The organism is Nonomuraea sp. NPDC003560 (genome assembly GCF_042878785.1).
GTDB lineage: Bacteria > Actinomycetota > Actinomycetes > Streptosporangiales > Streptosporangiaceae > Nonomuraea.
The window spans coordinates 103,489-125,828 of sequence record NZ_JBIAOF010000005.1; the positions used below are offsets into that span (position 1 = coordinate 103,489).

Below are 22,340 nucleotides of genomic sequence, written 5' to 3' on the forward strand. Positions count from 1 at the left end.
CCCGAGGGCCCCACTCTGCCGCACGCCATTGGCATCCTCGCCGCCGGGTCCGTCAGGAGGCCGCCTCGGGGCCCGGGACCACCAGCACGGGACGCCGGGCGTGGTGCAGGACGCGGTCCGAGGTGCTGCCGAGCAGCAGCGATCGCACGCCGCCCAGTCCCCGCGTCCCGGTGACGATGAGGGTGGCGTCGATCTCGTCGGCGACGTCCACGATGGTCGACCACACCGCCACCGAGTCCAGGTCGCACCGCGGCGTCGCGTCGAGGCCGGCCTCGCGGGCCAGTTCGGCGCCGTGCCCGGCCAGCTCGGTCATCGCCTGGCCGATCGCCTCGTCCTCGGCCGCGGTGTTGTCGAGGGTCATCATGAGCCCGGCGGAGGCGCGGGCGGAGGTCATCGCCAGCCGCTCCCAGACGGTCAGCACGACGGCGGACCTGTCCTGCACGGCCCGTCCGGCGAACTCGATGGCGGCCTTGGAGTCGTCCGAACCGTCGTAGGCGATCAAAATGGTCATCTTCACAGCTCCTTGGGCGAGGTCAGAGCCCTTCTTCTTTCCAGGAGCGGACCGTTCTCACGCGAGAAGGGGCGGGGAGATCATCCCGCCCCTCGCGAACCGGCCAGGCGTCACGCCAGCACGGCCGACACCCGCCGCGCCGCCGGCCTGAGCATCGACAGGCCCGCCAGCGCCAGCACGCCGATCTCGGTCACGACCACCACGCGCTGGGTCAGGCCCGCCGGGATGTCGTCGTTGCTCAGCGGGATGCCGAACATGCGCACCACGTACGGGACCACGACCAGCAACAGCGCCCCGAGGGCCACGCCGCTCAGCACGCGCATCGCTCTGGCGTACCGGATCCTGGCCTTGGCCAGCAGGAACCCCGCGGCGGGCATCACCAGGAAGGCGGCGAAGGCGGCGTAGCGGTGGATGCCTCCGGACAACGAGAGCGGCACCCCGGGACGGTCGGTCGGGAAGGCCCCGATCAGGAACATGCTCGCCCCCCACGCCACCAGCAGCGCGACGACCCAGCGGTTGGCGCCCGAGCGGCGCAGCGCCTCGGCGATCAGCCCGGACCCCACGGCGAACAGCGTCAGCGAGGCCGGCAGCAGCCATCCGGACGCCTGGAAGGCGTACTCGCTGATCACGCTGTGCAACGGGTCGAGGCCCGCCTCGGCGTGCAAGGTGAGCATCGCGCCGGCTCCGGTGCCGATGGCCGTGAATCCGCTGACAAGCAATCCCCTCATGCCTTAAAGCTCGCGTAAGGCGGCCTTGACCGGCATCGGAGATGAGCCCCCAGCGGGCCCTGATCCGTCCCCTAATACCTTGGTCGGCAGAGTCCGGGGACGGTCCCGTGACCTGCGGAAAGACGACCCTGGGTAGGGTCTGCCTCCTCAGGGTGGGTGCAGTCGGCGGCACCCCCGATTTGACTTGGAGTGCACTCGAAGGGTGACTCTGGATGCATGACGATCCAAGAGGCCGCCCAGCGTTCGGGTCTCAGCGCCCACACCTTGCGCTACTACGAGCGCATCGGGCTCATCCACTCGGTCGGTCGCAACGTCAGCGGGCATCGCGACTACGCGGAGGCGGATCTCCGCTGGCTGGACTTCCTCACCAAGCTGCGGACCACCGGCATGCCCATCGCCGACATGTGCCGCTACGCGGAGCTGCGCCGGATGGGCGAGCACACCTCCGCCGAGCGGCTGGCCATGCTGGAGCTGCACCGGGAGCGCGTCCGGGCCAGGATCGCCGAGCTGAGCGCGGACATGGACGTCCTCGACCACAAGATCGACAACTATCGGGAGCGGATGTGAAGACGCGCGTTCTGGGGACCGGCGGCCCGCGGGTGTCGGCCCTCGGCCTGGGTTGCATGGGCATGTCGGAGTTCTACGGCCAAGGCGACGAGAAGGAGTCGATGGCCGTCATCCACCGCGCCCTCGACCTTGGCATGAATTTTCTGGACACAGCCGACATGTACGGACGCGGCCACAACGAGGAGCTGGTCGGCCGGGCCGTCAAGGGCCGCCGCGACGAGGTCGTCCTGGCGACCAAGTTCGGCATCAACCGCCACGACGGCACCCGCACGGTCGAGAACAGCCCCGAGTACATCAGGGCGGCCTGCGACGCCTCGCTCCGGCGGCTCGGCGTCGACCACATCGACGTCTACTACATGCACCGCCGCAACCCCGACGTGCCGATCGAGGAGTCGGTCGGCGCCATGGCCGAGCTCGTCCAGCAGGGCAAGGTGGGCCATCTCGGGCTGTCGGAGGTGAGCGCGGACACGCTGCGCAGGGCCGCCGCCGTGCACCCGATCGCCGCGCTCCAGAGCGAGTACTCGCTGTTCACCCGGGGCCTGGAGGCCGAGATCCGGCCCGCGGCCAGGGAACTGGGCACCGCGCTGGTGGCGTACTCGCCGATCAGCCGCGGTCTGCTCGGCGGCGCGCTGCCGAGCGCCGACCAGCTCCCCGACGACGACTTCCGCAAGCACCTGCCCCGCATGTCCGGCGAGCACGCCGAGCACAACGCCCGCCTGGTCGAGCGGGTGCGCGAGATCGCGGAGGCGGCCGGGATCACCCCCGCCCAGCTCGCGCTGGCCTGGCTGCTGGCCCAGGGCGACGACGTGGTGCCGATCCCCGGCACGAAACGCCTGGCGTACCTGGAGGAGAACGCCGCCGCGGCCGACGTCACGCTGACCGCCGAGCAGCTCGACGCCCTGGCCAGGGCGGTGCCCGCGGACGCCGTCCGGGGCGCCCGCTACCCGAACATGTCGGAGGTCGAGCGCTAGGCCGCGCGCCTGGTCGCGCCGGTCACGACCACCAGCGCGACCAGGACGAGCGCCGTCAGCGGGATCGGCGCCGGCGTCAGCGCCGACAGCAGCACGAGCACGGCCGCGCCCAGGAAGGCCGCGCTGTCGGCGGCCCCGTAGCGGTGGGGCCGCACGTGCAGCAGCCAGAGCATCGACAGGAACACCGCGACGGGCACCGACACGGCCAGCGCCGCGCCCGTGGCGGACAGATGGGACGCGCCCGACGCGTGGTCGATGCTCACCTCCACCCCGGCGCTGAACGCCCCGACCGCCGCGAAGATCGCGTAGTGGCCGTACCCCCAGAGGAGGGCGCGCCTGGTGGAGTCGAGGATCTCGGCGGTCGGCGGGTCGAAGTAGAGCCACCACATGGCGAAGGCGATCACCAGCGCGCCCAGGGCCAGCACGATCAGCTCGGGCCGCAGGCCGGCGGTGCGCGCCTCGGCCTGGAAGGCGACCGTGGCGGCCAGCACGTTCTCGCCCATCATGATGATCGTGAACAGGCCGTACCGCTCGGCGATGTGGTGCGGGTGCCAGGCGGTCGGGCTGCCCCGCTCGGCCCACACGGGCACCGCGAGCTCCAGCAGCACGCCGAGCGCGAACGCCGCCAGGTACCACTCCCCCGGCACGACCAGCAGCGGGATCCAGCCGACCTGCGCGACGCAGATGCCGGCGGCGTACCGCACGGCCGTCCGCCGGCCCGGACGGTCGCCGCAGGCCGCCCGCAGCCAGTGGGCGGCCATGGCCAGGCGCATGATGACGTATCCGGCGTAGACCACGCGGAAGTCGTGCTCCTGGAACGCCCTGGGCACCCCGGCCGCGAGCACCAGCACGCCCGCCATCTGGGCCAGCGTGGTCAGCCGGAACAGCCAGTCGTCGTTGTCGTAGGCGGAGGCGAACCAGGTGTAGTTCATCCACGCCCACCAGATGGCGAAGAACGTCGTCAGGTAGCCGAGGACGCCCTCGGCCAGGTGGCCTTCGCTGAGCGCGTGGTGGAGCTGTGAGCCGGCGAACGAGACCGCGACGACGAAGCACAGGTCGAAGAAGAGTTCCAGGTTGGTGGCGACGCGGTGGGACTCGCCCGCGTCGCGCGCCCGCATGGGCCGTAGCCGGATCATCCTCCGATGTCTACACCAGGGAGGCCGGCAGGTCGAAGTAGGCCCGGACCGCGGTGGCGCCGGGGCGGCTGTGGACGCGTACGAGGTCGGCGAGCAGGTTGACGATGAGCAGGCCGCGCGAGCCGGAGCGGCGTGCCTCGACGGGCAGGCGCCCGGCCAGCGGATCGGTGATGTGACCGCCGTCGGCGACCTCGCAGACCAGCCGCGCGTCCTCGATCCAGACCCTGATCAGGCCGGCGCCGCCGCCGTAGTCGAGGCTGTTGGCGCCGAGTTCGGCCACCACGAGCCGGATGTCGTCGAGCCGGTCGTCCCCGAAGCCCGCCGCCTCGGCCTGGCCGGCCGCCAGGATGCGGGCCGAGGCCAGGTTGGTGTGGTCGAAGCGCAGCGAGACGCACGCGGCCGGCTCGGGGAGCGGCCGGTTGTGCCGGGCGACGACCTCGTCGGGCGCGTAGCCGGGGCTGGTCCGCTCGCCGGAGGCGTCGCGCAGCACCGGGTGGGTGCGCTCGGCCTCGCGCAGCACCTCGGGCGTCAGCCCCGCCACGTCGTACGGGCACAGGATCGTGACGCGCCGCCCCGCGAACGACAGGTTGATCAACGCCTCGTGCTGGGCGCAGGCCGGGTATTCGGTCGCCGAGCGGCCGGGCCAGATCGGCTCGCCGATGATCCGTACGTGCTCGTCAGGATGCCGGTCGGCGACGGCCCGCAGCACGGCCGGGATGATCCGCCCCGGGTTGCGGCCCGCCACGCCCATGTCGAGCATGGTCACCCGGGCCGCGTCGGCGCCCAGCCCGGCCTCGATCTTGGCGAGGTTCGCGGCGGGCACGGCCACCGCCACGGGCTCCCCGGCGGCCAGCCCCTCGCGCACGAAAGCCGTGGTGGCAGCCACATATTCCGGGTCACCTCGGTAGAAGAGGGCCGGATGCACGAAAGGGTCCGCCGACATCAGGCACACGGTACCTCCGCATGAGGACTCTTAGACAATCAAATGGGTATTTACAGGGCGTGAAGCGACTTCAGCTCGTGCGCAGGCCCCTACGGGGGCGCCGGTACTCCCACCTCGATCTGCGGACCCCTTCAGGGCGACGCCTCCCGTTCTGACCGCCGCGAACCTATGCTCGGGACATGTCGGAAATGCAGATGCGGGTCTCCGACGAGGACCGGGAGCGCGCGGCGGAGCGGCTCCAGCACGCCTTCGCCGAGGGCCGCCTGACGCGTCCCGAGCTGGAGGACCGGCTCGGGCTGGCGCTCACCGCCAGGACCTACGGCGACCTGCTCGGCCTGACCACCGATCTGCCCGCCCCGCCGGCCCCGGCCGACGACGTGGTCGAGCTGGAGTCCAAGAGCGGGCACGTGCGCCGTTCGGGTGACTGGGCCGTCCCGCGGCGGCTGCGGATCTCCTCCAAGTACGGTGGCGTCGACCTCGACCTGTCCCGGGCCGTCATCCCCCACCCGGTCGTCGACCTCGAACTCGACCTGGACTACGGCTCCGCCAGGATCACCGTGCCCGAGGGCGCCGTGGTGAACGTGGACGCCTTCCGCACCGACTGGGGCCAGACCGTCGTCGGCGACGTGCCGGGCAGGCGGCGGCCCGGCGTCCTCTACCTGGTGGTCGGCGGCCGGGCCAAGTACGGCGGCCTGCGGGTGCGCTATCCGCGCAGGCGCTGGTTCACCCACTGATGGAAGGCCGAGATGTGGTGCTCGCTCGGCACCAGCACGCCGCCCGCCCGGTAGGCGCGTGACCCCATGCCGAGCTGGGTCCGCTCGCAGGCGTCGAAGTCCTGCTCGTTGACCCGGTGGAACAGCTCGACCGACGGCGTCAGGTCGGCCCCCGAGGCCACCACGTCGGGGTGGTAGAGCCAGTCGCACTCGACGACCGTGCGGTCGGCGGCCATGGGGAACATCCGGTGCAGGATCACGTGGTCGGGCACCAGGTTGACGAACACCTGCGGCTTGACGGTGATCGCGTAGTAGCGGCGGTCCTGCTCCGGGGCCACGTCGGGGAGCCGGCCGAAGCCCGCGCCGCCGTCCACGGTGAAGCCCTCGACGCGCTCGGCGAACTCCGCGCCGTGGCCCACGTAGTACTGGGCGGCGTACCCGCCGGCGAACTCGGGCAGCACGGCCACCAGCTCGGGGTGGATCGTGGCGCAGTGGTAGCACTCCATGAAGTTCTCGACGACCAGCTTCCAGTTGGCCCTGACGTCGTAGACCACGCGGCGGCCCAGGGCCAGCCGGTCGACGTGGTAGTTCTCGATGGCGGCCGGGTCGCCCAGGCGTTCGGTGGCCGCGGCGGTGACGGTGTCCTCGAAGGACGGCGGCTCGTCGGCCAGGCACACCCAGGCGTACCCCAGCCATTCGCGCAGGCTCACCGGGACCAGGCCGTACTCGACGCGGTCGATGTCGGGCATCTTCGCCAGGTTGGGGGCGGCGGCCAGCCTGCCGTCCAGGTCGTAGGACCAGGCGTGGTAGGCGCACCTGATCGTCCTTCTGACCTCGCCCCGCTCCTGCACGCACAGCCGCGCGCCGCGGTGGCGGCAGACGTTGAGGAAGGCGCGCAGCAGCCCGTCCCGCCCGCGCACCACGAGCACGCTCTCCGTGCCCACCTGGACGGTCCGGAACGCGCCCGGTTTCGGCAGGTCGCCGGCGCGCACGGCGCAGAACCACATGCTCTCGAAGATCTTGGCCTGTTCCTCGGCGAACAGGTCGGGGTCGGTGTAGGAGCGGCCGGGAAGCGTGGAGATCAAGCTCGACGTGGTGGTCAACCGACACCCCTTGTTGCGTATTACGCACCGAGTTGCTCTATATGCGACATCGTCCGGCGGCCTTCACGAGGCTGTCAAGAGGTAGGTGCTGAACCTGCGCAGCGACGCCGTGTGCATCCTGGTCGCCATCCAGTCGGGGACCAGGCCCGCGAACGAGCGCTGCCGGTTGGTCACCTCCGTGCCGGCGATCAAGGCGGGACGCCGCGCGATCCGCGCCCTGGCGAATCAATCGGCGGGCTCATGGACACGCACGTCGCCGTCCCCGACACCGGCTCGCTTGAAGGCGACCTGCGCGTGGTGGTCTCCGACACCCTCGCCCTGTGGGGCCACCCGGGCGTCGCCCGCCTGACCAGGCAGATGTACGGCGAGGCCGGCCGCGACCCCGCCGTGGCCGAGATCGTCCGCACCGGCATGCGCACCCGGATGCGGCGCTCGCGGGTCGTCTACGAGCGCGCGATCGGCCGCGGCGAGCTGTCCCCGGACGCCGACCTGGACCTCCTCACGGACCTGTTCGCCGGCCTGGTGACCTACCGCGGGCTGCTCGACCTGCCCATGCCTGACGCCGAGGAGGTCGTCCACGTGCTGCTGCGCGGTTTTACACCCGCCTGACGGCCGGAATGTTAGTGGCGTGCAAGCGGGGATCAACCAGAGATCGCTAATGTCCTCCTCGTACGGAAAACCAACGAAGGGCACCAAAAATGACTCCCCCTCGCCGACTCGCCCTCGCAGTCGCGACGATCTCCCTTGCCGCTCTGTCCACCGCCTGCGGTGTCGGCCAGGCCGTTGACTGCAACACCGCCGTCAACGAGCTCTCGAAGATCACCACCGAGTGGAGCGGCGCCATCACGAAGAACGCCACGGACGCCGCCGCGGTCGGGGACGCCTCCAAGGCCGCCGCCGCCAAGACCAAGGAGCTCGCCGGCAAGTACGACGGCGACGTCGCGGCCGCCCTGAACGACTTCGCCGCCGGTTTCGAGAGCCTGCAGAGCGGCGACATCAGCAAGACGACCGAGTTCAGCGGCAAGATGAGCGGCTTCACCTCGAAGATCACCGCCGCCTGCTCCTGACCGGTCCGCGGTCGCCGCACCGCCTGCGGGGGGCAGGCCGGCGCGGTGACCGCCTCATCCGGTCCGCCGGTACGGGGTACGGACAGGACCGGATGATCCCCTTACGCTTGCTGCCGTGACCGACGAAACGGTGATCGCACGGCCTCCGGCAGGCGCCGCACTCCCCGCCAGAGTGCTCTTCCGCCACCGCGTGCGGGTCGGCGCGATCGCGCTGCTCGCCGCGGTGGCGTACGCCGTTCTGGGGCTGGTCAAGCTGGCCACCTTCCGGGCGACCACGTTCGACCTGGTGATCGTGGACCAGGCGGTGCGCAACTACGCCCGCTTCCGGCCGCCGTACGTGCCGGTGCTGGGCGTCTTCCACGAGCGCGGCACGGACTACCTCCAGCTCGCCGACCACTTCTCCCCGATCTACGCGCTGCTCGCGCCCTTCTACTGGGTGCACGACGGGCCCGAGACGCTCATCGTGGCCCAGGCGCTGCTGTTCGCGGGGGCGATCCCGTTCCTGTGGCTGTTCACCCGCCGCGTGCTGGGCGCCGGGCCCGCCTACCTGGTCGCCGTGGCCTACGCGCTGTCGTGGCCGATCGCCCAGGCCGTCGCCTTCGACGCGCACGAGGTGATGTTCGTCCCGCTGCTCACCGCGATCATGATCGAGCGCTACCACGCCGGACGCGTGCTGCCGGCGTTCCTGGCGATGCTCGGGCTCCTGCTCGTCAAGGAGGACATGGGGCTCCTGGTGATCGGGGCGGGGCTGTACCTGTTCGTCGTCGGCGACCGCCTGCGCGGCCTCGTGTGCGCGCTGGTCGGCGCGGGGGCCGTCGTGCTCGTCCGGGGCCTGCTGATCACCTCCTTCGGCGGCGACAGCAAGGACTTCTGGGCCTACGGCCACCTCGGCCCCGACGCGCCCGCCGCGCTGCTGGCGATGCTGCGCGACCCGCTCGCCGCCCTGCTGCTGCCCTTCAGCGACGAGGCCAAGGTCGACACCCTGTTCCTGCTGGCCTGGCCCACGTTGCTGCTGTGCCTGCTGTCGCCGCTGTCGCTGGCGGCGCTGCCGCACGTGCTCGAACGCCTGCTGTCCGACCGTCCCCAGTGGTGGCAGGCCGACTTCCAGTACAGCGCGTTCACCGTGATGATCCTGTTCTGCGCCGGCGTGGACGGCCTGGCCAGGCTGCTGCGCTGGACCGGCCGCGCCGACCGGCAGGGGCTCAAGCTGGCCTGGGCCGCCGCGGCCTGCGCCGTCGCCCTCACCCTGGTGCCCAGGTTCGCGCTCGACCAGCTCTACCATCCCGCCTTCTACAAGGAGGACAAGGCCGCCGCCGCGGCCGAGGCGGTGAGCAGGGTGCCCTCGGGGGTGACGGTCGAGGCGGTCAACTCCGTGGGCCCGGCGCTGTCCTCGCGCACCACCGTCCTGCTGTGGAGCGCGGCCCCGCGCGGCGCGCCGTGGATCGTGGCCGACACCGCCCGCTGGGAGTTCCCCTTCGGCTCTGCCGACGACCAGCGCAACCGGGTCGAGCAGCTCCAGACCGAGGGGTACACGAAGGTGTTCGAACGCGACGGGTACGTCGTTCTCCGGCGCGACTGACCGCATCGGCCCGATGCCGCACAATGTCGGCATGAAGATGATCGTGCTCACCGGCGCAGCCGGCATGGTGGGCGGTGCCGTACGCGAGCGGCTCCGCCGGTCCGCCACCAGGCTCGTCCTGGCCGACCGGGCGCCCATGGAGGCCGGGCCGGGCGAGGAGGCCGTCCGCACCGACCTGTCGGACCTGGCCGAGACCGTGGCGCTGGTCAAGGGCGCCGACGCGATCGTGCACCTGGCCGGGGTGCCGGACGAGGCGCCCCTGCCGGACCTGCTCGACGGCAACGTGCTGACCACCCACCGCGTGCTGGAGGCGGCCCGGCTGGCCGGCGTGCCGCGCGTGGTGCTGGCCGGCAGCAACCGGCTGACCGGCATGTACCCGGCCACCGCCACGATCTCCCCCGACCTGCCGCCGCGCCCCGACGGCCTGTACGGCGTCAGCAAGGCCGCCGTCGAGGCCCTCGGCCGCCTGTACGCCGACAAGTTCGGCCTCGAAGTGGTCTGCCTGCGCATCGGCAGCCTGGAGCCCGAGCCCGAGGACGTCCGCCACCTGGCGACCTGGCTGAGCCCGCGCGACTGCGCCGGGTTCGTGCACGCCGCCGTCACCACGCCCGGCCTGCGCTTCCTGGCCGCCTACGCCGTCTCGGCCAACACCCGCCGCTTCTGGCTGCTCTCCCCCGAGCTCGGCTACGAGCCCGAGGACGACGCCGAGTCGTACGCCGCCCGCGTCACCGGCACGCCGGCCGCCTTCTTCACCGACGACACCCCGCAGGGCGGCGACTTCGCCGCGCCGGAGTACACGCTGCGCAGGGGCGGCCTGGCCTAACGCGCGATCGCCTGCTCGTAGGCCCGGTCGAACCCCTCCAGCACCCCGGCCCACGAGCCCGCGACGGGCGGCGTCGAGCGGTTGTGGGCGGCGATCTCCCGGCGCAGCCCGGCGTCGGAGCACAGCCGCGCCACCGCCCCGGTCAGGTCGTCCAGGGTGCGGCCGAGCAGCCCCTCGACGCCGTCCTTGACGAAGTCGGCGACGCCGCTCTGGGCCCTGGCCACCACCGGCACGCCGGCCGCCCGCGCCTCCAGCGCCGCGATGCCGAACGACTCCCGGGGCGCCGGGGCCACGAAGACGTCGGCCGACTCCAGCAGCTTGGCGATCTGCTCGCGCGAATAGCGGCCCGGCAGCGACACCCAGCCGGTCATGCCGTGCTCGGCCAGGAAACGTTCCATGCGGGCGCGCGCGGGGCCGTCGCCGACGATCGTGGCGCGCATCGGGATCGCGGCGGGCACCCGCGCCCGCGCGGCCCGCAGCAGCCTGAGCAGCCGTACGGGCTGCTTGCGCGGCGCCAGCCGGCCGACGGCCACCACGTGCACCTCCGCCCGCCCGGCCGGCACGCCGGGGGCGGGCGCCCAGCCCGACAGGTCGAGGCCGTTGGAGACCACCCGCACCGGCACGCCGGGCCCGGCCACCGCCCTGATGGGCACCGCCGCCGCGGTGCTCACCGTGGTGGCCACCAGCCCCCAGCGCTGCCAGCCGAACGCCAGCCGCAGCAGCCGGTAGAGCCCCCGCGTGACCGGGTCCCACATGCTGTGCACGGTGACCACGCACGGCACCCCCGCCCGCCGCGCCGCCCGCACCCCCATCCAGGCGAACGGCGAGACCGCGCCGGTGTGCACGTGCACCACGTCGGGCCGGACGACGGAGATGCCCCGAGTGAGATGCCCCACTCCGAACGGATGCACCGGCAGGTCGAACGGCATCCTGGCGACGACCCTGCGCACGCCCGGCAGCGCCTCGCCCCTGGTCGCCGTGGCCACGACCACGTCGTGCCCGGCCTCGCGCTGCGCCCGCACCAGGTCGGCCACCTGGACCTCGATCCCCCCGAGTCGCGGCAGGTAACAGTCACTCACGTGAAAGATCCGCACCCCTCCCAGACTAATCTGGGCGTGTGCCTCCACGTACCGCGGTCTTCTTCCACGCCCATCCCGACGACGAGGCCCTGCTCACGGCGGGCACCATGGCGATGCTCGCGGCCGAGGGCCACCGCGTGGTGCTCGTGGTCGCGACCGCCGGCGAGCGCGGCCTGGCCGAGATCGGCCCCGGCGAGGAGCTGCGCGAGACCAGGCTCAAGGAGCTCTACGAGTCGGCCGCGCTGCTCGGCTGCGCCCGCGTCGAGTGCCTGGGCTACGGCGACTCCGGGCTCAGCCCCAAGGGCGGCGTCGCCGAGGAGCGGCCCGACAACGCCTTCATCGACGCCGACACCGAGGCGGCGGCCAGGGCCCTCGCGGCGATCCTGGAGGAGGAGAAGGCCGACCTGCTGTCGATCTACGACCCGGCCGGCGGCTACGGGCACCCCGACCACGTGCAGGTCCACCGGGTGGGCAAGCGGGCGGCGCAGATCGCGGGCACGGAGATCGTCCTGGAGGCGACGGTCAACCGCGACCCGCTGGTGCGGCTGCTGCGCATGGCGGGCCGGGTGTACAAGTTCCCGCCGGAGTTCGACGTGCGCACGTTCGAGAGCGCGTACTCGGCGAGCGACACGATCACCCACCGGGTCAACGTCCGCCGCTACGCCCGGCAGAAGCGCGCCTCGATGGCCGCGCACGCGTCCCAGGCCAGCGGCGGCGACAGCGACCGCACCCTCGCCGTCATGCTGAAGGTCCCCGGCCCGCTCTACCGCCTGGTCTTCGGCACCGAGTGGTTCGTACGCCGCGACCTGCCGCCCGGCACTCGTCTCACTCACCCTTTCGACCCATGGCCGAAGTAGCACCTGAGGGTGACGTGCCGGCTCCGGCGACCCGTCAGACTGGTGGGCGATGAAGAACAAGCCGCTCCAGATCGCCCTGTCCGTCCTGTCGCTCGGGCTGGCCGTGCTGCTCGTGGTCTACCTGCCGCAGATCGTGCACGCGCTCACCGGCAAGCCGGTCTCCTGGCGCGAGATCGGGGCGGTCTTCGGGGCGCTCAGCTTCGGCCAGATCGCGCTGATGACGGCCCTGTGGCTGCTGAGCCTGCTGGCGTACACGTTCGTGCTGACCAACTCGCTGCCGGGGCTGAACAACCTCCAGGGCCTGGCGCTCAACGCGGCGGGCAGCGCGGTCAGCAACCTGCTGCCGTTCGGCGGCGCGGTCGGGGTGGCGCTGTCGTTCGCCATGACCAGGGGCTGGGGCTTCGCCAACCGGCCCATCGTGGTGATGACGCTGGTCAGCGGCATCTGGAACACGTTGTTCAGGTTCATCCTGCCGGCCGTGGGCATCATCGCGCTGCTCATGGCGGGCGAGGTGCTCGACCCGGCGTTCGTCAGGGCGGGCTGGACGGGCGCGATCTCCATCCTGGTGCTCTGCCTGGTCGTGGCCGTCGCCCTCTACTGGGACCGCGCCGCCGTCGTGCTCGGCCGGGCGCTCGACGGGCTCACCCGGCTGCTGCGCCTGAAGGTGCACGCCTCCGAGGCCTTCCACCGGCTGCGCGCCGACACCACGGAGGTCGTCCGCACGCGCGCGCTCGGCCTGTCGCTCGGGATGGTGTTCTTCCTGGGCTTCCAGTGGGCGATCATGGCGGCCTGCATGACGGCCACCGGCGCCTGGCCGGGCCTGGCCCAGTCGATCGCGGTCTTCGCGCTGTCCCGGGTGCTCACCAGCGCCGTGATCACGCCCAGCGGGGCCGGGATCATGGAGAGCGGGGTCGCCGCGATGCTGATCACGTTCGGCGTGCCGGGCACTCCGGCCGTCGCGACAGCACTACTTTTCGGCTTCTGGACTTACACTATCGAGATCCCGTTCGGCGGTCTCGCGCTCGGCGCGTGGGCGCTCCTGCGCAGGCGCAACGGCCGGAACGCCGCCGCGGAACCCCCGTCCGCGATCTCGAAGGCCCCGCAGTGACAATCCCAAAGCCATCAAAGACCTTGTGCGCCCTTCGGAAGCACGCATAGCGTGGCGGCTGACATGGTGGCGTTCCGGGTTCTGGGGCCAGTCGAGGCGTACGAACACGACGACGAACTCGACCTCGGCGGGTTGCGGCAGCGGGCCGTCCTCGCCCGACTTCTCGTGGCCAGAGGTCAGGTCGTGCCGGTTGACACGCTTCTTTACGACCTGTGGGACGACGACGCCGCCAAGGGCGCCCAGTCGGGCCTGCAGGTCTACATCTCCCGCCTGCGCAGGGTGCTCGAACCGGGCCGGCCGCGCGGCGGCCCCAACCGCCTGCTGGTGACCGTCGCCTCCGGCTACGCGCTGCGCGTGGCCGCCGAGCAGGTCGACGCGCTGCGCTTCGAGCAGCTGGTCAGGGCGGCGGGCGAGCACCTCGAAGAGGGCGACCCGCAGTCCGCCCGCGGCCGCCTGGAGAAGGCGCTCGGGCTGTGGCGCGGCACCCCCTACTCCGACTTCGCCGACCAGCCCTGGGCCGAGGCCGAGGTCAACCGGCTGGCCGAGCTGCGTCTGGTGGCCCGCGAGCGGCACGCCGACACCGGCCTGCGGCTGGCCCTGCACGCCGAGACCGTCCCCGACCTGGAGGCGCTGACCACCGAGCACCCGCTGCGCGAGGAGGGCTGGCGGCTGCTGGCGCTGGGCCTCTACCGCTGCGGCAGGCAGGGCGACGCGCTGGCCGCGCTGCGCAGGGCCAGGAACATGCTGGCCGACGAGCTGGGCATCGACCCCGGGCCCGCGCTGCGCAAGCTGGAGTCCGACATCCTGGCCCAGGCCCCCGAGCTGGAGCTGGCCGCGCCGCCGCGTCCCGCCCGGCCCGCCCCGGTCACCGACACCTGGCCGCCCCGGCCGGCCGCCGCGCACGTCGAGCCGCCGCCGCTGGAGCCCGAGCCGTTCGTCGGCCGCGACGCCGAGCTGGCCAGGCTGACCACGGCCGCCTCGCGCACCGGCCGCTTCCAGGTCGCGATCGTGACCGGCGTCGCGGGCGCGGGCAAGACCACGCTGCTGCGCCAGCTCGACGGCAGGCTCGGCGCCGACGGCTGGATCACCGCCTCCGGCGCCTGCCCCGACTCCAGCGCCACCCCGCCGGGCTGGGCCTGGGTCGAGATCCTGCGCTCGCTGATCGGCACGACCGGCGCCGGCGAGTACGCCCAGCTCCTGGCCCCCCTGCTCGACGACACCGCCCCCGACCCCGACGAGGACGAGGTCTCGGGCGGCTTCCGCCTGCACCGCGCGGTCGGCGGCTACCTCGCCGGCGTGGCCCGCCGGGCGCCGGTGCTGCTCACGCTGGAGGACCTCCACTGGGCCGACGACCAGACGCTGGCCCTGCTGCGCGCGCTGCCGAGCCTGCTGGCCACCAGCCGCGTGCTGCTGGTCGTGACGTGCCGGGAGAGCGAGCTCGACGACCGCCAGTCCGACGTGCTGGCCGCCCTGGCCCGCCTTGAGCCGCTGCGCGTGGGCCTGTCCGGCCTCGACCCGAAGGCCGTGGCCGAGCTGGTCAAGGCCACCTGCGTCCGCGAGATCGACGAGGACGCGGTCGAGTCCATCGTCGAGCGCACCGGCGGCAACCCGTTCTTCGTGCGCGAGACCGTCCGGCTGCTCGACGCCGAGGGCGCGGCCGACCGGGCCAGCGCCACGCAGGTGCTCTCACGCGTGCCCTCGGGCGTGCGCGACGTGCTGCGGCGGCGCATCTCGCGGCTGCCCGCCGGCGCCCAGCAGATCCTGCTCCAGGCCGCGGTGATCGGCCGCGACGTCGACCTCGACGTGCTGGTCACGGTCGCCGGCGACGAAGAGGCGGTGATCGAGGCGGTCGAGGCCGCGCTGCTGGCCGGGCTGGTCACCGAGCCGGGTCCCGGGCTGCTGCGCTTCGACCACGACCTGGTGCGCGACACGATCTACTCCGACGCCTCCCGCCTGCGCCGCACCCGCCTCCACGCCGCGGTCGCCGCGGTGATCGAGCAGCGCACGTCCTCCGACGTGGCGGCGCTGGCCCACCACTACTTCCTGGCCGACGCGGCCGAGAAGGCCGTCCACTACGCGGGCCTGGCGGCCGAGCAGGCCGAGCGGCGCTTCGCCCACCGCGAGGCGGCCACCCTGTGGGAGCAGGCCATCGCGGCCTTCGACCGCGGCGGCCCGCGCAAGGACGACAAGGGCCGCGAGTCCGAGCCGCAGCGTGCCAAGGAGCGGCTGCGGCTGATGCTCCGGCAGATCAAGGCGCTGGCGTTGTGCGGCGACATGACGGCGGCCAGGCTGCTGCGCCGCCAGGCCATGGACGCCGCGCTGCCGCTCGGCGACCTGGAGATCACCGCGAAGGTGGCCGCGTCGCTGGCGGTGCCGCACAAGGGCATGGCGCGCGACTTCACCCGTACCGCGTGGGAGATCGTCGACGTCACCGAGAAGGCGCTCATGGAGCTGCCCGCGGGCGAGCAGCGCCTGCGGGCGAGCCTGCTCACCACGCTGGCGCTGGAGCTGGAGGGCTCCTCCGCGCCCGAGCGCGGGCGGCAGGCGTCGCTGGAGGCGCTGGAGCTGGCCCGGCAGAGCGGCGACCCGACGCTGATCGCGGCGGCGCTGAGCGGCCGGCTGCGCCAGTCCTACGACATCCCGGCGGTCGACACCCGCGAGGGCATCGGCAGGGAGCTGCTGGAGGTCGCCCAGCGCTCGGGCCAGATGGCCACGCAGGCCCTGGCCCACCTGGTGCTGCTGGAGTGCGCGGCGGCCAGGGGCGAGTTCGCCGTCGCCGACGAGCACGCGGCCGCCGCCGACCGTCTGGCCAAGCAGTACGACCTGTCGGCCCCCGCGGCCGTCGTCGTCTGGTACGCCGGTCAGCGCCTGATGATCGCCGGCGACTACGCGGGCGCCGAACGCGCCTACCGCGAGGCCGCCAGGATGACCGCGCGGGCCGGCATGCTCGAAGGCCGCCAGGACCTCCCGCTGATCACCGCGTTCTGCCTGCACCTGGTCGACGGCCGGGCGGCCGAGACCGTCGATCTGCTGGCGGCGGCCCACCAGCGCGGCGCCAAGTGGACGCTCGACGCCTACGCCCTCGCCCTGGCCTCGGCCGGGCACCTCAACGACGCCAGGGCCGTGGCCGCCACCCGCCCGCCCGTCCGGCCCGACTTCCTCTACGAGCTGGTGATGACCTGGCGGGCCCTGGCGGGCATGCTGCTCGACGACCGCGAGCGCATGGTCGACTGCTACGACAAGCTCAAGCCGTTCGCCGACCGGGTGGCCGGCGCGGGCACGGGCGTCGTGGCGTTGTGGCCGGTGGCGCTGACCCTGGGCGACCTGGCCATCCGGCTGGGCCAGCCCGACGCGGCGCGCGAGCACTACGAGAAGGCTCTTGAGGTGGCCCAGCGGGTGGGCGTGCCGCGTTGGGTGGAGGCGGCGCGCCGCTCGGTCAGCAGCTCACCTGGAAACGCTCGCTCGTGACGGTCCCGCCGGGCCGGGCGATCAGCTCGACCCGGTACCACCCGGCGTTGCCGGAGATCTGCGGCTGCCACTCCACGCTCCGGCTGCCGCCGGCGAACCCGGAGTGGTCCGCCAGGTAGGTGCGCCACGTCCCGGTCGCCGGGCTCCAGCGCGACAACCGCCAGCGGTACAGGACCGTCGTGCCGGGCCGCGGGTTGACCAGCAGGCCGCGGGCCAGGAACGACTTGCCGCAGCCGGGGGCGCCGTCGGTCAGGGCGCTGAGGGCGATCTCGCCCGCGCGGGTGGGGGCGCTCTGCCGGGCCGGGGCGGTGATGGGCAGCTCGCGGGCCGAGAGGGTGACGGTCCGCACCGGCTCGGCGGCCGATCCGGCGCTGCTGTAGGCGGAGAAGCCGACGTAGGCGCTGGTGAAGGCGAGCGCGGCCACGAAGAGCTTGACCGCGTTGGCGGTACCGCCGGCCAGGACCACCGCACTTCTCGACGACATGATCAACACCCCTTTTGCTCAGTTCAGGTATAGGGCGGGATGGTTGAGGGGTGGTTGTCGGCTACTTGCAGCCAGTGACCCGGCCTTGCAAGCTGATGTGGCGGAACGCCTTTTCCTTGACTAAGGTAAGGCTGACCTAAGGCGTTGGAGTGGGGGTGAGCGGGCTCATGTGGCATGCGGCTGCCGCCCTCCCCGATCCCGCCCGGCCGTTCTGGTTCGGGCTGCCGTACTGGCTGGTGGGGGCCGCTCTCATCCTCGCGCTGTTCGGCGCGTTCCAGGTCTACTACTGGGTCGGCCGCAAGCTCGGCGAGAAGCTCTACGAGTCCAAGGTCGGCGTGCGGCTCGGCCGCGAGCGCATCGCACGGATCGAGGGCGTCGTCGAGAAGTGGGGCGCGCTGGCCGTCTACGGCTGCTTCTGGGTGCCCATGCTGCGGCACACGCTGCCGTGGGTGGCGGGCGCGCTGCGGGTGTCCTATCCCTGGTACGTGGTGGCGAGCGCGCTCGGCTGCCTGACCTGGGCGCCCATCTGGTGGTTCGGGCTCACGGCACTGGTGTGGGGCTGGCTGCAACTGGCCGCCCGCTCGCCCGTCAGCGCGCTGGTCCTGCTGCTCGCGGTCGCGGCCGGCGTGGCCTGGTTCTTCGTCCGCCGCCGGCGCAAGGCCCTGGCCTCGTCCTAGATCGTGGGCGGAGTCTGGTCGTCGATGGCGGCCTCGGGAGCGTTCCTGCGCACGGTCTCGATGCCGTTGACGCAGGCGGCCTTGCTCGGATAGCCCTCGCCCACGGCCAGCGTCTGCCCGTTGTTCGCGACGAGCGCGAAACGGAACGTGCCCCGCTCGTCCTGACTGATGATGAACCTGCCTGCCACGGCCTCGTCTCCCCGCAGATGTCGGATCTATCAAGCATTTACCCCCAACTGAGGGCCACTTACGGCCGAGTTTCGCAAACCAACCCTTGATCTCCTGCGAACATGTCTGGCATGCGTATTGGGGGTTTCATCGGCTCTGCCGTACTCGCGTTGGTTGTGGGGATCTCTTACCCGGCGTCCGCCGCACGGGCCACCGACGTCCCAGCCGTGAAGGCGGGGGCGGCATATGTAGTGGACTCGGACGGAACGATCCACTTCACGAAGCGGGAGACCCGGCGGGTGCCGGTGGCCAGCCTGGTCAAGGTGATGACGGCCTACGTCGTCCTGCGCGAGGGACGCCTGAACGAGCCGATCACCGTCACCGCCGCCGACACGAAGCACGCGACCAGCAACGGCGCGACCACGGCCGGACTGCGGAAGGGCGAGCGCCTCACGGCCAGGGACCTGCTGTACGGCCTCATGCTCCCCTCGGGCGCCGACGCCGCCAACGCCCTGGCCAGGAAGTACGGGCCGGGCAAGACCGCGTTCGTGGCCAAGATGAACCGGGCCGCGCGCTCGCTCGGCCTCGGCGACACCCGCTACACCAACCCCGACGGACTGCCCACGCCGGCCAACGGCGGCTACTCGACCGCCGTGGACCAGGTCACGCTGGCGCAGCGGGCGATGGCCGACCCGGTCTTCCGCACGGTGGTGGGCAGCAAGGTGTACAAGGTGGCCAAGTCGGCCCTGCACGGCGCGCACACCTGGCGCAACTCCAACAAGCTGCTCGGCCGCTCGGCGGACGTCGTGGGCGTGAAGACCGGCTACACGAACGCGGCGCAGTACTGCCTGCTGTTCGCGGGCGACCGCGGCGGCAGGCGGGTGTTCGGCGTCCTGCTCCACGACGGGGACGAGCGCCGCTTCAGCACCGCCGAGCAACTGCTGGACTTCGCGGGCGAGCAGATCGCCGGCGGCTGACCGCCGGAAGCCGGCCGGAGACGAGCCGACGACTGACCCGCGGGAGCCGGGCGGAGGTCAGCCGAAGGTGAGCCGGCCCGCTGCGGACAGCGTGCCCAGGCCGCCGGTCGCGCAGGCCAGGAGGCCCATGGCGGGCGTGATCGTGCCGCGGACGCGCTCGCGGTCCAGCGGCCCCGACACGACCGTGCCGGTCAGGAAGCTGTCGGCCGGGCTCTGGGTGGCCAGCCGGTCGGCCCGCGTACGCACCTCCGAGGTGCCGACCGGCCGCCCGTCGAGGCCGAACCAGGTGATGCGGGCGGTGCCGTGGACCTGCCGGGCGCTCGCGCACGACGCCCGGCCGACGCTCTTCAGGGTGACCCAGCCCGAGCGCAGGTAGGGGGCCGAGCCGTCGGCCGACAGGCAGCCGGTGAGCTGGAGGTTGCCGCGGGCCGACACCGGTTTCGCGGTCAGGCCGATGCGCGGGCTGAAGGTCAGCGGCCGACCGGCCGGGGAGCTGACGGCACAGCTCAGAGCGCTGCGATCGGCGGAGGCGACCCGCGGATGCGTGGCCGCCGCCGGGCGCACGGCCACTCCCGCGCCGGTAACGCGCACAGTCGTGAACACGGGCGGGCTCGTGAACGCGGGCGGGGTGGCCGCGACCGTGGCCGCGATGATCCAGGTCGGCTTCACGGGACCTCCGTCGGTCGCTCTCGGTGATCGGCGGATCACATCTTGCCGCATCCCGTCGTGATTGAGGCCGCCGATCTCGGGTACCGGCTCGTCGCAACCGACGCCACCCAGGCCGACTTCGGCCGCCCGAAGCCGACCCCACGGTCGATTCGCCCAGATAGGGTGGCGAATGTACCCCTCCGCAATAAGGAAGATCATGGCGGAATTCATCGAAGTCCGCACGACGATCGAAGGCCACGAGCAGGCCGCCGCGCTCGCGCACACGATCCTGCTCGCGGGGCTGGCCACCTCGATCGACATCGCGGAAGTCCCGGCCGCGGAGGCCGGGGTCTCCTGGCAGCTCACCCTCATCACACCACGCGAACACGCCGCCGAACTGGCGGCGCACATCGGCGCGAACGGCGGTGCCGGCACCGTCGAGGCCCAGCCGGTGCTGCACGACGTCGACGCCTACCCCGACTGGCTCACCGAGGACACCGACCGCCCCTGACCGGCTACCCCGGCGGCCGCTCCCAGTCCCAGCGCGGCACCTCGCGCAGCGGGTGGAGCTGGTCGTCGGTCTCGGCGTGGGAGTTCTGCAACGCCACCTGCGTGCCGAACTCCACGTGCGAGCGGAGCGAGGCCCGGAACGGCTCGTCATCGGGCAGCCCGGCCGCGTCGGCGGCCTCCATGTACAGCTCGACGAACCGCCGTCGCTGGGCCTCCTCGATGCCCAGCCCGCGGTGCGCCTCGATGAGCAGCGGGAAGCCGCCCATCTCCGCCGAGAACGTGTCGGGGCCGCCGAACGTCTCGACGGTGAAGGCGGTCAGGTTGTCCACGTGGCTCGGCTTGCCCTCGCCGAAGAGCGGCTGGAGCAGCGGGTCGGCCAGCAGGCTGCGGTAGAAGATCTCGATGAAGCGGCGTAAGCCCTCTTCGCCGCCGGCGTGCTCGAACAGGGTCTGCATGATTACAGGGTTACACGCCTGGTCGAAGCGCCACCAGACCCATTCGCACGCCCGGACGGTCAGTGCGCGGCGGCCGAGCGCATCAGCCCGTGGCAGGCGATCGCCGCCGCGGCCACCACGTTCAGCGAGTCGACGCCCGCGTCCATCGCGGCCGGGCTCATGGGGATGCACACCGCGTGGTCGGCCTCGTGCAGCCAGTGGGAGGACAGGCCGTCGCCCTCGGCGCCGAGCAGCAGCGCCACCCGGTCGCCCATCGGGACCCGGTCGAGGGGGACCGCGCTCTGGTCGGGGGTCAGCGCCAGGGTCTGGAACCCGGCCGCCCGCAGCTCGCCGAGGCCGGTGTACCAGTCGTCGAGCCGCGCGTACGGGATCGAGAAGACCGCGCCCATGGAGACCTTCACCGCCCGGCGGTAGAGCGGGTCGGCGCAGCGCGGCGAGAGCAGGACGCCGTCCACGCCGAGCGCGGCGGCGCAGCGGAAGATCGCGCCGACGTTGGAGTGGTCGACCAGGTCCTCCAGGACCAGCAGCCGGCGGGCGCCGCCCTTGATCAGGGTCTCGGCCGAGGGCAGCGGCAGGCGTCGCATGGAGGCCAGCGCGCCGCGGTGGATCTGGAAGCCCGCGATGCCGGCCATCAGCTCGTCGCTCACCTCGTAGACGGTGGCGTCGCCGATGACGTCGGACAGCGACTCGTACCAGCGCCGGGTGGTCAGGACCGAGCGGACGGGGTAGCCGGCGGCGATGGCCCGCCTGATCACCTTCTCCCCCTCGGCGAGGAACAGGCCGCGCTCCGCCTCCAGGCTCTTGCGCAGCTCGACGTCCCGCAGCCGGGTGTAGTCGGCGATTCGGGGGTCGTCGGCGTCGAACACGTAGTCAGGCACCTTCCGATACTGCCATGCGCCGCCTGACCTGCCAGCCGATCGCGTAGCAGGCCAGGACGGCCGAGAGCCCGATCACGGTGCCCGCGCCCGTCTTGGTGAGCACGCTCCGGAAGCCGAAGGCGGGGTTGGGCTCGTCCACCAGCGGCCACACGAGGGCGCCGGCGACCGTGCCGAGCGCGCAGGCGGCCAGCACGGCCCACCGCACGGCGGGCGTGAGCCGCAGACGGCCCGGCACGCCGGCCGCCTCGGTGCGGGACAACGCGCGCCAGGCCCACCACACGACCACGGCCAGCCCGACGGCCGACGAGGTGTACTGCAGCACGCTGAAGAGCCTGGTCGTGCCGAAGACGGGGGTGTCCGGCCAGGCGCCCCAGCGGGCGGAGGCGTAGGAGTGGGTGAAGGAGTCCCAGAACAGGTGGGTGGCCGAGCCGATCACGCCGCCGGCCACCACCGGCAGGACCCTGAGCCGGCCCGGCCGCAGGAGCGCCGCGGCCGGGCCGGCCAGGGACGGCGGCAGCAGCGAGATCAGCGGATCGCGCAGCACGAGGTGGAACAGCGGCAGGAGCAGCAGCACCGCGGCCAGGTCGAGGGTGAGCACGCCCTGCCAGGAGTGCCAGTCGCCGTAGACCGGCAGGAACGGCAGGAAGATCGGCAGGTCGGGGACCATCGCCCCGAGCGCGAGCGCCCACGGATCGGCGAACCGCCGCGCCCGTCCGGAGGCCACCAGAGGCAGCACGGCGGCGATGTGACTGGGCGTGAACGGCACGATCCCTCCCCCGGACGCGATCACCGCCATTATCCGGTGAATCTTGAACATCCTTTGCCGCACAGGGCTTAAAGTCACTCCAGGTCATGGGTACGTTACGTAACGCTGTCGACGGCCGGATAGC

Annotated in this window: 26 protein-coding genes; 13 read left to right on the forward strand and 13 right to left on the reverse strand. The window is 72.5% G+C overall.

The window, feature by feature from the left end; all coding sequences use genetic code 11:
* Positions 1–52: 52 nt before the first annotated feature.
* Positions 53–511, reverse strand: a complete 459-nt coding sequence (locus ACFYUV_RS21050) for a universal stress protein (RefSeq protein WP_387670649.1) — start codon at positions 509–511, stop codon at positions 53–55.
* Positions 512–621: 110 nt separating this feature from the next.
* Positions 622–1,239 (reverse strand): DUF998 domain-containing protein, encoded by a 618-nt coding sequence (locus ACFYUV_RS21055; RefSeq protein ID WP_352327172.1) that lies wholly within the window; start codon positions 1,237–1,239, stop codon positions 622–624.
* Positions 1,240–1,455: 216 nt separating this feature from the next.
* On the opposite strand from ACFYUV_RS21055, the gene ACFYUV_RS21060 reads away from it, so the two are divergent.
* Complete coding sequence (locus ACFYUV_RS21060) at positions 1,456–1,806, forward strand: MerR family transcriptional regulator (RefSeq protein WP_364329775.1); 351 nt, start codon at positions 1,456–1,458, stop codon at positions 1,804–1,806.
* Positions 1,803–2,777 (forward strand): aldo/keto reductase, encoded by a 975-nt coding sequence (locus tag ACFYUV_RS21065; RefSeq protein ID WP_387670652.1) that lies wholly within the window; start codon positions 1,803–1,805, stop codon positions 2,775–2,777. The genes ACFYUV_RS21060 and ACFYUV_RS21065 overlap by 4 nt, the downstream gene beginning before the upstream one ends.
* Here the strand turns inward: ACFYUV_RS21065 and ACFYUV_RS21070 are convergent.
* Both ACFYUV_RS21070 and ACFYUV_RS21075 read right to left on the reverse strand, forming a co-directional pair.
* Positions 2,774–3,913, reverse strand: coding sequence for a low temperature requirement protein A (locus ACFYUV_RS21070; protein WP_387670654.1), 1,140 nt, complete (start codon positions 3,911–3,913; stop codon positions 2,774–2,776). The genes ACFYUV_RS21065 and ACFYUV_RS21070 overlap by 4 nt on opposite strands.
* 10 nt (positions 3,914–3,923) lie before the next feature.
* Entirely contained in the window at positions 3,924–4,856 is a 933-nt protein-coding gene (locus ACFYUV_RS21075) for an anti-sigma factor RsbA family regulatory protein (protein ID WP_387670656.1), read from the reverse strand.
* A 179-nt stretch (positions 4,857–5,035) separates the two neighbouring features.
* On the opposite strand from ACFYUV_RS21075, the gene ACFYUV_RS21080 reads away from it, so the two are divergent.
* Entirely contained in the window at positions 5,036–5,590 is a 555-nt protein-coding gene (locus ACFYUV_RS21080) for a DUF1707 domain-containing protein (protein ID WP_387670658.1), read from the forward strand.
* Here the strand turns inward: ACFYUV_RS21080 and ACFYUV_RS21085 are convergent.
* Positions 5,560–6,672, reverse strand: a complete 1,113-nt coding sequence (locus ACFYUV_RS21085; RefSeq protein ID WP_387670660.1) for an SRPBCC family protein — start codon at positions 6,670–6,672, stop codon at positions 5,560–5,562. The two genes, ACFYUV_RS21080 and ACFYUV_RS21085, sit on opposite strands and share 31 nt — an antisense overlap.
* Positions 6,673–6,735: 63 nt before the next feature.
* Positions 6,736–6,864, reverse strand: coding sequence for a hypothetical protein (locus ACFYUV_RS21090; RefSeq protein ID WP_387670662.1), 129 nt, complete (start codon positions 6,862–6,864; stop codon positions 6,736–6,738).
* 48 nt (positions 6,865–6,912) lie between these two features.
* Between ACFYUV_RS21090 and ACFYUV_RS21095 the strand changes: the two genes are divergently transcribed.
* The 4 genes from ACFYUV_RS21095 (at position 6,913) to ACFYUV_RS21110 (ending at position 10,141) form a co-directional block, all read left to right on the forward strand.
* Positions 6,913–7,281 (forward strand): TetR-like C-terminal domain-containing protein, encoded by a 369-nt coding sequence (locus tag ACFYUV_RS21095; RefSeq protein ID WP_387670664.1) that lies wholly within the window; start codon positions 6,913–6,915, stop codon positions 7,279–7,281.
* A gap of 89 nt (positions 7,282–7,370) precedes the next feature.
* Positions 7,371–7,739: a hypothetical protein gene (locus tag ACFYUV_RS21100; RefSeq protein WP_352351928.1), complete on the forward strand. Its 369-nt coding sequence runs from the start codon at positions 7,371–7,373 to the stop codon at positions 7,737–7,739.
* 115 nt (positions 7,740–7,854) lie between these two features.
* The gene (locus ACFYUV_RS21105; RefSeq protein ID WP_387670666.1) at positions 7,855–9,318 is read left to right on the forward strand and encodes a DUF2079 domain-containing protein; all 1,464 of its coding nucleotides are present in this window, start codon (positions 7,855–7,857) and stop codon (positions 9,316–9,318) included.
* Positions 9,319–9,349: 31 nt separating this feature from the next.
* Positions 9,350–10,141 (forward strand): NAD-dependent epimerase/dehydratase family protein, encoded by a 792-nt coding sequence (locus ACFYUV_RS21110; RefSeq protein WP_387670668.1) that lies wholly within the window; start codon positions 9,350–9,352, stop codon positions 10,139–10,141.
* Here the strand turns inward: ACFYUV_RS21110 and ACFYUV_RS21115 are convergent.
* Positions 10,138–11,220 (reverse strand): glycosyltransferase, encoded by a 1,083-nt coding sequence (locus tag ACFYUV_RS21115; protein WP_387670670.1) that lies wholly within the window; start codon positions 11,218–11,220, stop codon positions 10,138–10,140. The genes ACFYUV_RS21110 and ACFYUV_RS21115 overlap by 4 nt on opposite strands.
* A gap of 38 nt (positions 11,221–11,258) precedes the next feature.
* On the opposite strand from ACFYUV_RS21115, the gene ACFYUV_RS21120 reads away from it, so the two are divergent.
* Genes ACFYUV_RS21120 through ACFYUV_RS21130 form a run of 3 tightly spaced genes read left to right on the forward strand, consistent with a single transcriptional unit; the run spans position 11,259 to position 16,653 of the window.
* On the forward strand, positions 11,259–12,077 hold the full coding sequence (locus tag ACFYUV_RS21120) for a PIG-L family deacetylase (RefSeq protein ID WP_357998908.1): 819 nt from the start codon (positions 11,259–11,261) through the stop codon (positions 12,075–12,077).
* A 49-nt stretch (positions 12,078–12,126) separates the two neighbouring features.
* Positions 12,127–13,185 carry a lysylphosphatidylglycerol synthase transmembrane domain-containing protein gene (locus ACFYUV_RS21125; RefSeq protein ID WP_358287965.1) on the forward strand — a complete coding sequence of 353 codons (1,059 nt, stop codon included), beginning with the start codon at positions 12,127–12,129 and terminating at the stop codon, positions 13,183–13,185.
* A 51-nt stretch (positions 13,186–13,236) separates the two neighbouring features.
* Complete coding sequence (locus tag ACFYUV_RS21130; RefSeq protein WP_387670673.1) at positions 13,237–16,653, forward strand: BTAD domain-containing putative transcriptional regulator; 3,417 nt, start codon at positions 13,237–13,239, stop codon at positions 16,651–16,653.
* Here ACFYUV_RS21130 and ACFYUV_RS21135 read toward each other — a convergent pair.
* The gene (locus tag ACFYUV_RS21135; RefSeq protein ID WP_387670675.1) at positions 16,622–17,137 is read right to left on the reverse strand and encodes a hypothetical protein; all 516 of its coding nucleotides are present in this window, start codon (positions 17,135–17,137) and stop codon (positions 16,622–16,624) included. The genes ACFYUV_RS21130 and ACFYUV_RS21135 overlap by 32 nt on opposite strands.
* Positions 17,138–17,292: 155 nt before the next feature.
* Here ACFYUV_RS21135 and ACFYUV_RS21140 point away from each other — a divergent pair, with 155 nt between their 5' ends.
* Positions 17,293–17,814 carry a DedA family protein gene (locus ACFYUV_RS21140; RefSeq protein WP_387670677.1) on the forward strand — a complete coding sequence of 174 codons (522 nt, stop codon included), beginning with the start codon at positions 17,293–17,295 and terminating at the stop codon, positions 17,812–17,814.
* Here ACFYUV_RS21140 and ACFYUV_RS21145 read toward each other — a convergent pair.
* Positions 17,811–18,002, reverse strand: coding sequence for a YegP family protein (locus ACFYUV_RS21145; RefSeq protein WP_387670679.1), 192 nt, complete (start codon positions 18,000–18,002; stop codon positions 17,811–17,813). The two genes, ACFYUV_RS21140 and ACFYUV_RS21145, sit on opposite strands and share 4 nt — an antisense overlap.
* A gap of 111 nt (positions 18,003–18,113) precedes the next feature.
* Here ACFYUV_RS21145 and ACFYUV_RS21150 point away from each other — a divergent pair, with 111 nt between their 5' ends.
* On the forward strand, positions 18,114–18,959 hold the full coding sequence (locus ACFYUV_RS21150; RefSeq protein WP_387670680.1) for a D-alanyl-D-alanine carboxypeptidase family protein: 846 nt from the start codon (positions 18,114–18,116) through the stop codon (positions 18,957–18,959).
* A gap of 57 nt (positions 18,960–19,016) precedes the next feature.
* Here ACFYUV_RS21150 and ACFYUV_RS21155 read toward each other — a convergent pair whose 3' ends face one another.
* The gene (locus tag ACFYUV_RS21155) at positions 19,017–19,628 is read right to left on the reverse strand and encodes a hypothetical protein (RefSeq protein WP_387670682.1); all 612 of its coding nucleotides are present in this window, start codon (positions 19,626–19,628) and stop codon (positions 19,017–19,019) included.
* A 196-nt stretch (positions 19,629–19,824) separates the two neighbouring features.
* On the opposite strand from ACFYUV_RS21155, the gene ACFYUV_RS21160 reads away from it, so the two are divergent.
* The gene (locus tag ACFYUV_RS21160) at positions 19,825–20,118 is read left to right on the forward strand and encodes a hypothetical protein (RefSeq protein WP_387670684.1); all 294 of its coding nucleotides are present in this window, start codon (positions 19,825–19,827) and stop codon (positions 20,116–20,118) included.
* Between the two features lie 4 nt (positions 20,119–20,122).
* On the opposite strand, the gene ACFYUV_RS21165 is transcribed toward ACFYUV_RS21160, so the two are convergent.
* The 3 genes from ACFYUV_RS21165 to ACFYUV_RS21175 are packed head-to-tail and all read right to left on the reverse strand — an operon-like array spanning position 20,123 to position 22,216.
* Positions 20,123–20,572, reverse strand: coding sequence for a group II truncated hemoglobin (locus tag ACFYUV_RS21165; protein ID WP_387670685.1), 450 nt, complete (start codon positions 20,570–20,572; stop codon positions 20,123–20,125).
* A 59-nt stretch (positions 20,573–20,631) separates the two neighbouring features.
* Positions 20,632–21,450, reverse strand: a complete 819-nt coding sequence (locus ACFYUV_RS21170; RefSeq protein ID WP_387670687.1) for a TrmH family RNA methyltransferase — start codon at positions 21,448–21,450, stop codon at positions 20,632–20,634.
* Positions 21,443–22,216, reverse strand: a complete 774-nt coding sequence (locus tag ACFYUV_RS21175; RefSeq protein WP_387670689.1) for a DUF4184 family protein — start codon at positions 22,214–22,216, stop codon at positions 21,443–21,445. The genes ACFYUV_RS21170 and ACFYUV_RS21175 overlap by 8 nt, the downstream gene beginning before the upstream one ends.
* Positions 22,217–22,340 lie beyond the last annotated feature (124 nt).